Below are 15,156 nucleotides of genomic sequence, written 5' to 3' on the forward strand. Positions count from 1 at the left end.
TAAAAAAGCCTTTTCAATTACGAAAAGGCCTTTACTCAACTTAAATCTACACTCTTATAATTTTTCTAATCCCTTTAAATCTGATTTATCTACTTCCATGATGCTAATGGCATAACCTCCACCTGGAGCACAATCAATTGAAATATCAGATTTATTATTCACACTATATTTTTCAATTTCATACGCTTTAGGGTTCTTCTCCCAATGCGCATTTTCAGCATCTTTATAAACAGTGGCTATATAGCTTTTTCCTTTCTCCAAGAAATCAAATTTAATATTTGAAGTTCTGTTTTCTTCATCATTTGTTCTTCCCACAAACCAATTGCTACTGTTTTTATCCTTACGTGCATAGGTGATAAAATCTCCTGGCTCTGCTTCCAATACTAGAGATTCTGACCAATCAACCGGAACATCTTTTATAAACTGAAAAGCATCAAGATGTTGATTATAATGTTCTGGTAAATCAGCAGCCATTTGAAGTGGACTGTACATGGTAACATATAGAGCCAATTGGCGTGCGATAGTAGTTCTGACTCTTGAACCATTATTAGGATTCAACTTGCTTATATCGGTTTCAAAAATACCTGGAGTATAATCCATTGGCCCACCAATTTGGCGTGTAAAAGGCAAAATAGTGGTGTGATCTACATTATTCCCTCCAAATGCTTCATATTCTGTACCTCTTGCAGATTCATTTGCTAATAAATTAGGATATGTTCTTCTTAAACCGGTTGGACGAACCGCTTCATGCGCATTCACCATCACACCATATTCTCCTGCTTTTTTTACCGCATATAAATAATGATTTACTGCCCATTGTCCATAATGATGCTCTCCTCTAGGGATAATATCACCTACATATCCGCTTTTAACCGCATTGTAATTATTGTCTATCATAAATTGATAGGCTTTATCCATATGGCGTTCATAATTTCTGATAGCTCCAGAAGTTTCATGATGCATCATGATTCTTACGCCTTTAGATTTAGCGTAATTTCTTAATTCTACTACATCAAAATCAGGATATGGGGTTAAGAAGTCAAATACGTAATCTTTCGATTTATCAAACCAATCTTCCCAACCTTGATTCCATCCTTCCACTAAAACCTGGTCGAAACCATGTTCTGCGGCAAAATCAATGTATTCTTTTACATGCTCAGTTGTAGCTCCATGTCTACCGTTAGGTTCAGCTTTCGAATAGTCTGTTTCGCCTAATTTTACACCTGGCAAATCCGCATATGCCCACGAACTTTTTCCTGTGATCATTTCCCACCAAACCCCAATGTATTTTACTGGCTTTATCCAGCTTACATCTTCATAAGCAAGGGGTTCGTTTAAGTTCAAAGTGATATTAGAAAGTAGTATATCACCTGCATTTTTAGAGGCAATTACCGTTCTCCAAGGCGTTTGAGTTGGGGCTTGCATATACGCTTTGTTACCGATCGCATCTGGTGTTAAATGAGAGGTAAACACCATGTTTTCATCATCTAATTCTAAATGCATAGCTGAATACCCTACCAATGCTGCCTCGTGCAGATTAATGTAAACGCCATCTTTAGATTTCATCATGAGAGCAGTTTGAACACCCGTTTCTGAAAAAGCATATTGTGAAACATTTGGGGTAACTGCTTTTTCCATTAACCCTCTAATTTCAGATAATTTTGAGGTAGTATAGTCGTATTCTTGCGTATCATAGTCACCTGCAATCCACCAAGCTTTGTGATCTCCCGTCATAGCAAACTGGGTTTTCTCTTCCTTAACCACAAAGTAGGTGAAGTTATCTTGCTGGGGAAATTCATATCTGAAGCCTAAACCATCATTGAATAACCTAAATCTGATATTCATCAATCGATTAGTTTCTGATTGTTTTAAAGAGACTAATAACTCGTTATAATGATTTCGGATTTTTGATGATTCCCCCCAAACTGGCTCCCAAGTATTATCATAGCTTGAGTTTTTAGTCTCCACAATTTCAAATCCTGAAATAAGATCTTCAACATCTATTAACTCTAATCCAAGGGAACTTGGTTTAACAATCAGCTGCCTATCTAATGTGAGTTGATAGGTAGGTTTACCCTCCTCAATACTAAATTTCAAATTGAAATTTTCATTGGGTGATTTCAATTCTTGAGCCCAAGATATTGCAGGCAAAATCAAGAAAAGTAGAATAATTAATTTTTTCATTTTGTCGTTTTGTTTCCAATTAGTATTACAAAACTAACAAATGAAATGCTGTCTAAAAGCATTAAGTGTATTTTTTACACTAAGCAGAATGGAAACATGTCAAAAAACTTCTCCATGAGTTTGTTGGATCAGCTTTTTAGCTAAAAGAGGAAATGCTTTTACAAACTTGATAGCCAAAGAAGATCTGAATTGATTACCAAAAAGATTCTGAGTTTTACGCCCCACCCACAGCCGATTTGAAAAATTCTTTTCCCAATTTTTTTTATAATCAGTTTCAATCTTTTCCCTTCTGTTTTCACTACTATTATAAAATTTGATGATAGAACAACTTGCCAAATATCCGCTATGAATTGCCATGGCCATCCCGTTGCCGCATAGTGGAGTGATTAATCCTGCAGTATCTCCGGTCATCAGCATATGGTTTTCGATTGTTGATTTTTGTTCGAAAGAAATTTCATTGATTACCTCTGGCTTATCAAACAAAAAGACTGAACCCTCAAAAATTTCTTTTAAAATCGGGTTTTCGAAAAGAAATTCTTTTTCCATATCCGCTATGGATTTGTGCTTTTTAAGATTTTTTCTTTTGGTTAAATAGCAAATGTTCACAGTATTATCTTCTACATGACTTACACCACAATATCCCCCTTTAAAGTTATACAAACCGATTACATCTTTAGGAAAATCTACCTTCGCATGATATTTAACACCCATAAAAGGTGAGCGCTTATTAATAAAGTTTCGATTAAATTCTTTGTCTAATTTTGATCTCTTACCATAGGCATTAATCACAAACTCAGCCTGTAAACTATTACCAGTTTTCAGATGAACCGTAAATACATCATTCTTGAATTGAATATCAGTAACTTCAGTATTTGTAAATATTTCTACTCCACATTCTAATGCCTTTTCATATAAAAACTCATCAAAAGCATATCTACTAACTCCAAATCCACCCAATGGTAAATCAACTTTTGCCACATTACCTTTTATATCTGATAAATTGAAATGTGTTAATTCTGAAGGATTTAAATGCTCAGGATATAGATTTAATCGTTTTAAGAAAGGTGCTACTTCTTTAGAAATATATTCTCCACACACTCTATGAAAAGGATATTGCTTCTTTTCAATAAGACATGCTTGAATTCCTGTTCTTTGCAGACATATAGAAGATATCAAACCCGCAAGGCCACCTCCTACAACAATAACTTGATTCTTCTTTTTATCCAAAATTTTGATTTTATAGAACTATTAAACACTCTCTTCGTCAAGTAGTTTTACAAACAACAAGTAAAATTCATAAAAATACTACATTCAAGCCGAAAAGCATGGTTTTAGAAGTGTCTCGACTAGAAAAATCATTACCTTTGTGGCTTGCTTAAAAATATGTGGACAAAACTAGCGCATAACGTAATAAAATACAGGCTGCCATTAATCATAATTTTGGCTTTAATAACTGCCTTTATGGGATACCGTGCCCGTAATGTTGAGTTAGATTATGACTTAGCAAAATTGGTACCCGAAACAGATGAAGATTATAAAACGCTGCAGAATTTTGAAAAAGAATTCGGAGTGGATGATAATATATTGGCAATAGGTATTAAAGACAGTGCTTTATATACGCCACAAAATTTTGCCAGACTTCAATACTTTGCCGAAGCAGTAAAAGATATAAAAGGTGTAAATAATTTACTTTCAATTGCGAATCTTCAAAAACTGCAAAAGAATTCTCAAGAAAGAAAATTCGAAATGCAGCCTTTAATTACCAACTTACCCGAAGATCAGGAAACTCTTGATAGTTTGTTGCAAGAAATAAAAGATCAGAAATTCTTTTCTTCTCAGTTGCTAAATTCTGAAAATGGGGCAACAGCCGTAATCATTACCTTAGATGAGGAAATCTTTAATTCGCCCGACAGATTAAGATTAATGTCAGACATCACTCAACTAGGTGATGCATTTGAAGAAAAAACAGGAATTGAGCTTCATTACGCAGGCTTACCTTTTGTGCGGTCTACTATGATGACCAAAGTTAGGCAGGAGATTATTCAGTTATTGATATTGTCTGTAATTGTTACAGCCTTAATATTATTAGCTTTCTTCCGTTCATGGGATGCTGTTTTATTCCCGTTATTGGTAATTTTCTCGGTAGTAATTTGGTCAGTAGGAACACTAGATTTATTAGGGTATAAAATCACCATATTAACCAGCTTAATCCCGACCATTATTGTGGTCATTGGAATTCCAAACAGTATCTATTTACTCAATAAATACCATCAAGAATTTGAAGAGCATGGTAATAAAATAAAAGCTATAAGTACGATCACTCGGAAAATTGGGATAGTAACCTTAATTACTAATTTCACAACTGCGGTAGGTTTCTTAGTACTTACTTTTACAGAAATTAAACTATTAGAGGAATTCGGTATAGTAGCAGGTGTAAACATCTTTGCTACTTTTATTGTCAGTATCATTTTGATTCCTGCAGTGTTTTCATACCTACCAGAACCCGGTAGAAAGCAACTGAAGCATATGAATTTCAAAATGACAGATTTTGTTTTAACCTGGTTAAACAAGACCGTTCATTACAACAGAAGTGTTATTTATATTGCCACTATAGTTATTGTGAGCTTAGCTATAGTTGGAGGCTTTAAGTTGAACTCCATTAGCCATATGGTTGATGACTTACCTAAAGACGGCAAAACCATAACTGACTTAAGATTCTTCGAGGATAATTTTAGTGGAATCATGCCACTTGAAATTGTAATTGATACCAAGAAAAAACGAGGTATAATTCAAAGAACTACCTTAAGAAAAGTAAATGAGTTTGAAGAATTTTTAGATAGTATCCCAGCAATCAGCCAGCCTATTTCGGTAGTTAGTATGGTTAAAGCAACAAGGCAAGCTTATTATAATGGAAACCCTTCCTTTTATGCTTTGCCTAATTCGCGTGACTATAATTTCATTATGCGTTATCTACAACAGGATGAAGAAAATGTATCCGTTTTAGAAAGCTTTACTAATGAAGATTTATCATCCATGAGGGTATCTTTAAAAATTGCTGATATTGGATCTGATAAAATGAATACTCTAATCGAAAATTCTATTAAACCTAGAATGAATGAAATTTTTGAAGGAGAGGATTTCGATATCTCCATCACTGGAACCACTCCAATATTCATTAAAGGAAACGAATATTTAGTTGAAAATTTAAGATTAAGTCTTCTCATTGCCTTCTTAATTATAGCATTGGTGATGGGTATTTTATTCCAAAACATACGAATGATCATTATTTCTATCATCCCAAATGTTATTCCATTAGTAATTACAGGAGGTTTAATGGGTTATTTAGGGGTGCCTCTGAAGCCAAGTACTGTATTAGTATTTAGCATTGCCTTTGGTATTTCAGTGGATGATACTATTCACTTTTTAGCAAAATATAGACAAGAATTATTCGCTAATAATTTCTTTGTACCATTAGCAGTTACTAAAACATTAAAAGAGACCGGAAAGAGTATGATTTACACTTCTATTGTGCTTTTTGCAGGCTTTATTATTTTTGTAACCTCAAGTTTTGGAGGCACAGTTGCTTTGGGAGCTTTAACCTCCACTACCTTATTGGTAGCAATGTTCACTAACTTATTAGTATTACCTTCTCTATTGCTTACTTTTGATGATGGCAAGCGTAATAAATTAAGTCATCCATTGATCGAGCAATATGACGAAGACTTCTACTTAGAAGAAGAAGACGAAGAAATTAATTTATCAAGAATTAAAAAAGCTGAACCTAAAGTTCCTTTTAAGCCTGAGGAGCAGAAAAAATCATAAAAATGGGTCAATACAAAGAATACAAAAACCTAAACTATGCCGAGCTGGCAGATGAAGTATTAGAATTTTGGAATGAGAATGATATCTTCCAAAAATCGATGAGTACCCGAGAAGGGAATCCTACTTTCACTTTTTATGAAGGACCGCCCTCTGCAAATGGCACTCCTGGTATTCATCACGTAATGGCTCGTGCGGTAAAAGATATTTTCTGCCGATATAAAACCCTAAAAGGATTTCAGGTCAAAAGAAAAGGAGGTTGGGATACTCATGGTTTGCCAGTAGAGCTTCAAGTAGAAAAGGAATTAGGCATCACGAAAGAAGATATTGGGAAAAAGATATCTGTAGCAGAATATAATGACAGATGCCGTAAAGCGGTTATGAAATTCAAAGGCGAGTGGGATGAGCTTACTCGTAAAATGGGCTATTGGGTTGATCTTGATGATCCATATATCACATTTGACCGCAAATACATGGAAACACTTTGGCACTTGCTAAAGAAATTCTACGATAAAGATTTATTATATAAAGGTTATACGGTTCAGCCATTCTCCCCAGCAGCTGGTACAGGATTAAGTTCACACGAATTAAATCAACCAGGCTGCTACAGAGATGTAAAAGACACTTCAATTACTGCTCAATTCAAAGTAAAGAAAGATGAAAAATCTGCTTTCCTTTTTGAAGATGATAATGAAGATGTTCGTTTCATTGCTTGGACTACTACTCCTTGGACTTTACCTTCAAACTGTGCTTTAGCAGTAGGAGAAAAAATAGAATATGTAAAGGTTAAAACCTTTAATCAATATACATATAAGCCCGTTTCAGTAGTTTTAGCAAAAGACCTAGTGAATAGTCATTTCAAAGCGAAAGCGAAAGACTTGAAACTTGAAGATTATAAAGAAGGTGATAAGTTAATTCCATTTGAAATTTCTCAAACTTTCAAAGGTAAAGATTTAGTAGAAACTCGTTACGAGCAACTAATGGATTATGTAACGAGCGAAGACTTAGAAAAAAATGCTTTCCGAGTAATCCCAGGTGATTTTGTTACGACTGATGATGGTACGGGTATAGTTCATACTGCTTCTGTTTTTGGTGCTGATGACTTTAGAGTAGCACAGCAAAATAATGTTCCGGCAGTATTAGTAAAAGACGAGCAAGGCAAAGAAATGCCTTTAGTAGATAAGCAAGGTAAATTTGTTACTGAAGTAACAGATTTTGCAGGTCGATTTGTGAAGGAGGAATATTATGATGATGAAACTCGTAAAGACCCTGACTTCAAGCCTACAGATGTTTTAATCGCCATCAAGCTTAAAGAAGATAACAAAGCTTTTAAGGTAGAAAAATACGAGCACTCTTACCCGCATTGCTGGAGAACTGATAAGCCTATTTTATATTATCCATTAGATTCTTGGTTTATTAAAACTACAGCCATGAAGGATCGATTGGTGGAATTAAATAAAACCATCAATTGGAAACCAGCCTCCACAGGAGAAGGTCGTTTTGGTAATTGGCTGGAAAATCTTGTAGACTGGAATTTAAGCCGCTCAAGATACTGGGGAACTCCTTTACCGATTTGGGTAACTGAAGATAGAAAAGAAGAAAAATGTATTGGTTCACTTGAGGAATTAAGAAGTGAAGTAGCCAAATCTGTTGAGGCTGGCTTTATGAAGGAGCAAATTGCTGAAGACTTCGATTTACACCGCCCATATGTGGATGATGTAGTTTTAGTGAGTGAATCAGGTCAAAAAATGTTCCGTGAACCAGATTTGATTGATGTTTGGTTTGATTCAGGAGCTATGCCTTATGCTCAATGGCATTATCCATTTGAAAACAAAGAGATTTTCGATAAAAACTACCCTGCAGATTTTATAGCAGAAGGTGTTGATCAAACGAGAGGTTGGTTCTTTACACTTCACGCCATTGCAGGAATGCTATTTGATTCTGTAGCTTACAAAAATGTAATTGCAAATGGATTAGTTTTGGATAAAGATGGTAACAAAATGTCTAAGCGTTTAGGCAATGCCATTAATCCATTCGAAACCTTAAAAAAATATGGCCCAGATGCAACTCGCTGGTATATGATCAGCAACGCAAACCCATGGGACAATTTAAAATTCAACTTACAAGGTGTAGAAGAAGTACAGCGTAAGTTCTTTGGTACACTTCAAAACACCTACAATTTCTTTGCACTTTATGCGAATTTGGATGGCTTTACTTTTGAGGGTGAAAGCATTCCATTAGAAAAGCGTACGGAAAGTGATCGTTGGATACTATCAAAACTTAATTCGCTGAAAAAAGCGGTAGATGCTGCTTATGATGATTATGAGCCGACAAGAGCTGCCAGACTTATTCAGGATTTCGTTCAGGATGATGTGAGTAACTGGTATGTTCGTTTGAACCGTAAACGATTCTGGAAAGGTGAATACAATGAAGATAAGAAAGCGGCTTACCAGTCACTTTACGAGTGTTTAGAAAGCATCGCTATTTTGAGTGCACCAATTGCTCCATTCTATATGGATAATTTATTCCAGAGCTTAAATAAAGTAAGTGGAAGAATGTCTGAAGAATCAGTGCATTTAGTAAACTTCCCTCAAGCAGATGAAAGTGTTATCGATAAAGATTTAGAAGAGCGTATGTACTTAGCTCAGCATATATCTTCTTTAACTCACTCAATCCGAAAGGCACAAAAAATTAAGGTAAGACAGCCTTTACATAAAATATTAGTGCCGGTTTTAAATGAAAAAACCAAGCATCAAATTGAAGCTGTTGAGGATTTAATTACCTCTGAGGTGAATGTAAAATCTATTGAATATATAGATGATGCTTCTGGTGTGTTAGTCAAAAATGTAAAGCCTAACTTCAGAAAATTAGGTCAGCATTTTGGCCCTAAAATGAAAGCAGTTACCCAAATTATCAATCAATGGGGGCAAGACGAAATAGCAGATATTGAGAAGAATGATGCTTTTGAAATTGAAGTTGATGGTGAAAAGCATACCCTTAAATTAGAGGATGTAGAAATTACGTCTCAGGACATACCGGGTTGGTCTGTAGCTTCTGAAGCAGGTATCACAGTTGCTTTGGATATCAGCATTGACGATGATCTAAGAAGAGAAGGCTTTGCTAGAGATCTAGTGAATCGTATTCAAAACCTAAGAAAAGAAAAAGGCTTGGAGGTACAAGATAAGATTGCCGTTGCCGTTAAGCAAGGTAATGATTTAGTGGACACTGCTATATCTCAAAACAAAGACTACATTTGTTCCGAAACTCAAGCAGTTTCATTAGATTTGGCTGATAATTTAACCGAAACCACAGAACTAGAAATAGATGATTTAACAGTTGAGTTGTCTGTTGTGGTGAAAAACCAATAAAAGTGAAATACGCAAAATATTTTTTATTAACATTATTTATAATCGCCCTCGACCAAGTAGTTAAGCTTTGGGTTCATTTCAATATGGAAATGGGCGTTGCAGGGCAAATTGAAGTTTTTGGCGATTGGTTTAAGTTGTATTATACACTAAATCCTGGAATGGCTTTCGGGATGCAATTTGGTTCTGAATACGGTAAATTAGGATTAAGTCTTTTCCGATTAGTAGCCATGTTCTTTATTGGTTACTACTTATATAAATTAGCTAAAGAAAAAACTCATCCAGGTGTATTATGGAGCATAGCCGCAGTTCTAGCAGGCGCTATCGGTAATTTGATTGATAGTATCTTCTATGGTGTGTGGTTAGACAATGCACCGTACAATGCTATCTCACCCTGGTTTCATGGTCAGGTAGTAGATATGTTCTACGTTGACATCTGGGAAGGTAGAGTTGCCGATTGGGTTCCACTCTGGGGAGGTGATTACATCTCATTATGGCCGATTTTCAATGTAGCTGATGCTAGTATATTCTGCGGTGTAGCCGTTATCTTAATCTTCCAAAAGAAATTTTTTAAGGCGGTGAAACAAGAGACAGTAAGCTAAATAGTAGTTTATTTTTAGTCTTCAATGATTAATTACTAATTCTTAATTAGTAATTAATCATTACTCAGTAAACTTCTCTAACTGCTTAATGCATTTCTTCTGTGCCCTCACCATATCTTTATAAATATTTTTATTTTGGTTTTCAGGTTCAGCCTCTTCATAGGCATTAACAGCTTTCAGGTAGGCCATCTTAGCATTCAATGCTTGTTCTACCATCATATTAACTTCTGCTAATATATAAAGCTCTAGGTAGGTTGCATCTTCTTTATTCTCAACCAAGTCAATCACTTTTAACAAGCAAGTTTCAGCTTTTACTCTATGCTTATCGGCAAACTTAATCGGTAAGTCAAAATCCTTAAATAATAGTAAGTGGGTAGTCGCTTTACTTTTTAGACATAGCAAATTATCAGGGTCAATTTCTAAAGCCTCATTAAAGTTTTTTAAAGCTTCTTGCTCTTTCCCTTTTACAAATTGAAGTGCAATTCCTTTGTAATAATAACCTTCAGGAGATTTAGGGGCTAGCTTTTTTACAGTATCTGCGTAAGAGGATAATTGATCAAAATCCTTTGCTCTCTCTAATACTTCACACGCTAACAAGACCATATCTACATTATTTGGATCCTCCTCCAATGCTGCTAAAATTTTATGCAATGAAGGTTTAACCTTTCCTGAGTAGTATAAAGCTTTTAGTGTTTCGTAAGTATTTCCCTCTTTCTTTTGCTCCGCCATTATATTATTAACCTTTTGATTCAATTAAGACTGTATAGTGTTTCGTCTATGAGAGTACAAAGTTACGAAACCTATGACTTATCAAAAGTTTATCGCGGATTGATTCCAAAATCTTTTTAAAATCTGAAAATCAAGCCAAAGTTTAATCATCCTTTGGTTCTACATATTAAGCTATACATATAAAACCTAAATAAGGACTGGGTGAAGAATATTTAATACTTTCTTTTAAATTTCCATTTTCCAACAATTCTCCATTATTACCCCCCTTGGCGATACCTTCTTTAGCAGTCATTTCTGAAACATTAGAGAAATCATCATAAACTTGATTTTTGATATTCTCTCTGCTTTGTAGATAATATTTTTCAGAAGCAGCTTTCTTTAATTATTTTAAAGTTCTACTAATCTTTATTTCATTTTCTCTCAGTAATACCTGTGCAATTTCTTCACATTCTTTAACAGTTGGTAATCGATAATTAACAATAATTCCAAGTTTTTTACTTACCACTTCTAAACGCCATTGACAATAGGCAACTGCTTGTTCATGGGTAACCAATGTGATAGGTTCGTATCTACAGCCTTTTATTTTATATCAGGTATTTGAACTATCGGGATTTATTTTCCAATATTCGAAAGGATCAAGTTCTTGTTTTAGATAATATTGATATTCTAGCCAATGTAAATTAGTAGCTTCAGTTTTATCGACATAATAATCACCTACTTTTACTGTTGCTGATGGGGTAGTTTTTTGAAATGATAAAGTTATAAACAGAATTAGAGTGTAAATCATGTAAATTTTTAATATTTCTGAACTCTATTTTTTTGAGTTATAGAGATTAAGGTTTTGGTTTCTGATGATCTAATATATTAAATATAAAAATATTTAGGTTCGCTTCGATAATCATAGAAAACAGTGTATATAAATTTAAGCATTTTTAATAATCAAATCGTGTCATGATTTATTTTGAAGATTGAAAACAACCTAATTTAAAAAACTCAATATTCATTAAATTCTGCCCCGATACTCTAAAAGCAATAATCTTCCCTTCTTTATCTCTATCAAAATCCAGCTTCCCGAAAAAAGACCTTCTAGAAAAGAAACTATCATCCTCAATTGGGTGAAGACTAATATCTTCCATTCGCATATGTCTTGCCTTTAATTCTTTATCTTCAATTAGCAGTTCAAAGAACACATTAAATTCTTCGTTTTTATAAATGCCAATATATTCTGAAAGATCAATCTCCTCAGCCTTTACAGTTTCTAATTGTACTTTCTTACAGTCATACTTGAAATCTGCTATATTGAAAATGAAACCATTTTCATAAAAAGAGAATTTCGTAGTTGGTATATATGGAAATAGAAACTCATCATCACCTATGATAGGAAGTGGAGCTATATCCTTAGTTCCATAGTTCTGAAAATAGAGCGTGTCATGCTTTGCAATTATATTAAAATAATTACCTGGAAACATTTGATAAGTCCCTTCAAAGGATTTTAATTCTTTGCTGCTGTAATGAGTCTTTTCTGGTTTTGTGGGTTCTTTTAATACATCCTTTAAGAAAAGATCAATTATATCATATACAAGCAGAGGAGCAAAGTCATCAGTATTGCTAAGCAAGACAAGCGAAAGCTGATATGCTGGAATATGCAAGATATAGGAACGATATCCGACATCTCCACCACCATGGAAAACAACTTCTAATCCTTTATACTTTTTAGTCTCTAGCCCCAACCCATAAGATATGCTTTGACCCGAATTAAGTTGAGAAGGCTTTTGCATTTTTTGAAATATTGCCTGTGCCTTCGGATCTGGCTGCTGGAACTTTATTGCCCAATTACTTAAGTCGGCAATGGTTGTTCGAATTCCCGATGAACCGTTGGTCATTAAGTTTAACTCATTATTCTGATAACCGTCTTCTACTAACATATAGGAACGTGCTCTATTCTTAACAATCAAAGCTGGATCATCAATGGCCTGACTAGCATTCATCCCTTCTGGATTGAAAATCCTTTCTTTCAAGACTTGCTGAAAAGGCAATCCTTCCACCCTTTCTATTATTTCTGCCAGTAAAGCAAAACCAGTATTATTATATTGATATTGTTCACCTGCTTTGAAATTGACAATTCTAATGTTCAAGAGCATCTTAATTACTTGCTGATGGGTCATTATATTTTGAGATCCAATTCCCTTAAGGTGGACGAGCTCAGAAAGATTAGGCAATCCATGGGTGTGGTTTGCCAATTGATATAAGGTAATTTTGTAGGGAAGAGCTTCTAATTCTGGTAGGTATTTTCGGATATCATCTTCCATAGATAGCTTCCCTTCTTCTTCCAGCAAAAGCGCCAAATAGGCGGTGAATTGTTTAGAAACAGAGGCAATATGAAAGGAGGTGGAATCACTAATAGCAATCTCATTTTCCATATCAGCCATTCCTATCGCGTTCTGGTAAATAGTTTTTCCAGTTGATATTATGCTAAGAGCTATGCCAGGTGTATTTTTGTTATAATGATGATTTAAGATAGAATCTACCTTAGGAAAATGCTCTTGATATAGATTTTGTGCAAAAAGCGCTTGACCTAAAAAGCTTACTAATAAAAGGCTAAGAAGTGATCGTTTCATTATGTTTGAATATTTAATTTTACCCAAACCTAGCGATCGTTTTTTGCTTAAAAGTCCGATTAAAAAAGTCGGACTAATTAAAAACACTGTTTAAATAGCTTTTTATTCCGCAAGAGCGGATTTTCTGTAGGCAGTCGGAGTTTGATCCGTGATTTTTTTGAAAGCCGTATAAAAAGACGATTTTGAATTGAAGCCAACTTGATAGAGAACTTCGAGTATTGTAAGCTTTTTATTTTCTGGATTTCTAAGAATCTTCTTAGCTTCTTCAATCCGATACTCATTTATAAAATCGAAGAAATGTTTCCCCAAATGGTGGTTAATCAAAATGGATAAATCCTTTTCCTCCATTTTCAATTGATTTGCTAGTTTTTCCAGGGTGAGTTCGTAATCGAGATATGGTTTTTTTCTTTCCATGAAATAAGCAAGACTTTCAATAGCAGAAAGCGTATCCATATCTCTTTCAGCAACAAGTTCCTTATTATCCAATTTTGCTTTTAAAGGTTCTAGTTCGCTTTTAATGCCCGTAAAAAGATGTGGGTTGTATAAAGCTTTTAACACAAACCAACAAATAATTATTAGAGCTGAACTAGAGATGAAGAGGTATAGCAATTTCAGATAGCTTTCGCCTATTCCACTCATTAAAGCTCCTGTTTTTAGTAAAACAAAAAGATGTGCAAAACAAAAATAAAGTGTAATTTGGAATAACCATTTATAAGCGGAACGATCGGCTTTAGCGTAATTTTCCAAGTAGATAGTTCTGTATTTACTCAAAGAATAGAAAATTAATATGATATAAGCGAAATATTGTAGCTCGCCTACAATTCTAAAATAGAAAAGGCTCTGCTCAGAAAAGGAAGATATCTTAAAGATATAAACAAAGAAAAAAAACATTAGAGCATGCAAAGCATGTTTGCTGTTTAATTTAAAATCTGAATAACAAACAGCTAGCACATACAAATAGAAAAGTGGCATTTGTAATAGAACAGAGGAAGTTTTCAGAATCGCAAAGTTAAAATGTGTCCTTATGAATTCACCAAGGAATAAGCCGGATAAATCAAAGGCTGTGATCAGAAGAAATATAGAAAAGATACGATTAGCTAATTGATTTTTGCTCTTGACGGTAAACAAAAAAACCGCAAAGAGAAGCATCATAAAAACAATAATCTGTCCTAAACTTGAAATAAATTCTATACTAATCAATAGTGCTATAAACTTAAAGCGCATTAATAATCTATTGGTAAAAATAGAAATTTTCACTTTGTCATTTGGCCTAATTACAAATTAAATAAGGCTTCAGGATTTCAAATTCCATAAAGTAACTTTGAAATTTGAATTTGATATAAGACAAACCTTGATTAAAAGACGTTAAGCTTTATACAATCCATACTAAACTTCTTGATGATAGCATTTAGCTTTGTAGACTGGGCTGGGCTTATATTTAGTTTTTTGTTTTGATGTTGTTTTGTACCACTTCTTTCTCTTTAGGCCCTTCAATTAAAGGAAGAATGGCTTGAAGTCTTTCCCGAAAGTTAATGGGATCTGCTTTGTTCCAGCTAATACAGCAAAATAAAATAGCTTTGTTTTACGAACAGGTTTTTTCCAAAATTCCATTAGTAGCATAGTCTTAAAAAGCATAAGCAATAAACATTATTTTAACATTACAGATATCCTAAGCATTCAATATAATTAGCCATTAAGCCACCTCTTTTATTAAGGCTAAACATCAAATTAAATAAAATTTAAATTTAAGATTACCAATTTGTATTAACACAAAATTTATTGTTAACCAATTGTTGAGCGAAGCTTAATACAATAATATTCTTCCTTTTTTCCGCTTCA

10 protein-coding genes are annotated in these 15,156 nt (G+C 34.1%); 3 read left to right on the forward strand and 7 right to left on the reverse strand.

The genetic code is table 11. From position 1 onward, the window contains the following. Positions 1 to 54: 54 nt before the first annotated feature. Entirely contained in the window at positions 55 to 2,184 is a 2,130-nt protein-coding gene (locus QYS48_RS06025) for a glycoside hydrolase family 97 protein (protein WP_308357946.1), read from the reverse strand. 99 nt (positions 2,185 to 2,283) lie between these two features. After that, on the reverse strand, positions 2,284 to 3,411 hold the full coding sequence (locus tag QYS48_RS06030; RefSeq protein WP_308357947.1) for an NAD(P)/FAD-dependent oxidoreductase: 1,128 nt from the start codon (positions 3,409 to 3,411) through the stop codon (positions 2,284 to 2,286). 234 nt (positions 3,412 to 3,645) lie between these two features. On the opposite strand from QYS48_RS06030, the gene QYS48_RS06035 reads away from it, so the two are divergent. From QYS48_RS06035 to QYS48_RS06045, 3 genes are read left to right on the forward strand one after another with little or no spacing between them, the layout of a single operon-like run. After that, complete coding sequence (locus QYS48_RS06035; RefSeq protein ID WP_308357948.1) at positions 3,646 to 6,006, forward strand: MMPL family transporter; 2,361 nt, start codon at positions 3,646 to 3,648, stop codon at positions 6,004 to 6,006. Positions 6,007 to 6,008: 2 nt separating this feature from the next. Beyond that, on the forward strand, positions 6,009 to 9,371 hold the full coding sequence (gene ileS, locus QYS48_RS06040) for an isoleucine--tRNA ligase (RefSeq protein WP_308357949.1): 3,363 nt from the start codon (positions 6,009 to 6,011) through the stop codon (positions 9,369 to 9,371). A gap of 2 nt (positions 9,372 to 9,373) precedes the next feature. Continuing rightward, positions 9,374 to 9,970, forward strand: coding sequence for a lipoprotein signal peptidase (locus QYS48_RS06045; RefSeq protein ID WP_308357950.1), 597 nt, complete (start codon positions 9,374 to 9,376; stop codon positions 9,968 to 9,970). A gap of 60 nt (positions 9,971 to 10,030) precedes the next feature. On the opposite strand, the gene QYS48_RS06050 is transcribed toward QYS48_RS06045, so the two are convergent. From QYS48_RS06050 to QYS48_RS06070, 5 genes are all read right to left on the reverse strand, one after another. Continuing rightward, positions 10,031 to 10,699 carry a hypothetical protein gene (locus QYS48_RS06050; RefSeq protein WP_308357951.1) on the reverse strand — a complete coding sequence of 223 codons (669 nt, stop codon included), beginning with the start codon at positions 10,697 to 10,699 and terminating at the stop codon, positions 10,031 to 10,033. Positions 10,700 to 10,865: 166 nt separating this feature from the next. Beyond that, on the reverse strand, positions 10,866 to 10,991 hold the full coding sequence (locus tag QYS48_RS06055; RefSeq protein WP_308357952.1) for a hypothetical protein: 126 nt from the start codon (positions 10,989 to 10,991) through the stop codon (positions 10,866 to 10,868). A gap of 297 nt (positions 10,992 to 11,288) precedes the next feature. After that, complete coding sequence (locus QYS48_RS06060) at positions 11,289 to 11,486, reverse strand: hypothetical protein (RefSeq protein WP_302103052.1); 198 nt, start codon at positions 11,484 to 11,486, stop codon at positions 11,289 to 11,291. Between the two features lie 169 nt (positions 11,487 to 11,655). Then, on the reverse strand, positions 11,656 to 13,317 hold the full coding sequence (locus QYS48_RS06065) for a serine hydrolase domain-containing protein (RefSeq protein ID WP_308357953.1): 1,662 nt from the start codon (positions 13,315 to 13,317) through the stop codon (positions 11,656 to 11,658). Between the two features lie 102 nt (positions 13,318 to 13,419). After that, positions 13,420 to 14,088, reverse strand: coding sequence for an AraC family transcriptional regulator (locus QYS48_RS06070; protein WP_308357954.1), 669 nt, complete (start codon positions 14,086 to 14,088; stop codon positions 13,420 to 13,422). Between the last annotated feature and the right edge of the window lie 1,068 nt (positions 14,089 to 15,156).

It is taken from the genome of Marivirga arenosa, assembly GCF_030503895.2.
Classification (GTDB): Bacteria; Bacteroidota; Bacteroidia; order Cytophagales; family Cyclobacteriaceae; genus Marivirga; species Marivirga arenosa.

What these genes read in the sequence shown, in the direction of transcription:
- QYS48_RS06025 (WP_308357946.1), bottom strand. Translation starts at nt 2,184, where the DNA reads ATGAAAAAATTAATTATTCTACTTTTCTTGATTTTGCCTGCAATATCT.
- QYS48_RS06035 (WP_308357948.1), top strand. Translation starts at nt 3,646, where the DNA reads ATGGGATACCGTGCCCGTAATGTTGAGTTAGATTATGACTTAGCAAAA.
- ileS (WP_308357949.1), top strand. Translation starts at nt 6,009, where the DNA reads ATGGGTCAATACAAAGAATACAAAAACCTAAACTATGCCGAGCTGGCA.
- QYS48_RS06050 (WP_308357951.1), bottom strand. Translation starts at nt 10,699, where the DNA reads ATGGCGGAGCAAAAGAAAGAGGGAAATACTTACGAAACACTAAAAGCT.
- QYS48_RS06055 (WP_308357952.1), bottom strand. Translation starts at nt 10,991, where the DNA reads ATGACTGCTAAAGAAGGTATCGCCAAGGGGGGTAATAATGGAGAATTG.
- QYS48_RS06060 (WP_302103052.1), bottom strand. Translation starts at nt 11,486, where the DNA reads ATGATTTACACTCTAATTCTGTTTATAACTTTATCATTTCAAAAAACT.
- QYS48_RS06065 (WP_308357953.1), bottom strand. Translation starts at nt 13,317, where the DNA reads ATGAAACGATCACTTCTTAGCCTTTTATTAGTAAGCTTTTTAGGTCAA.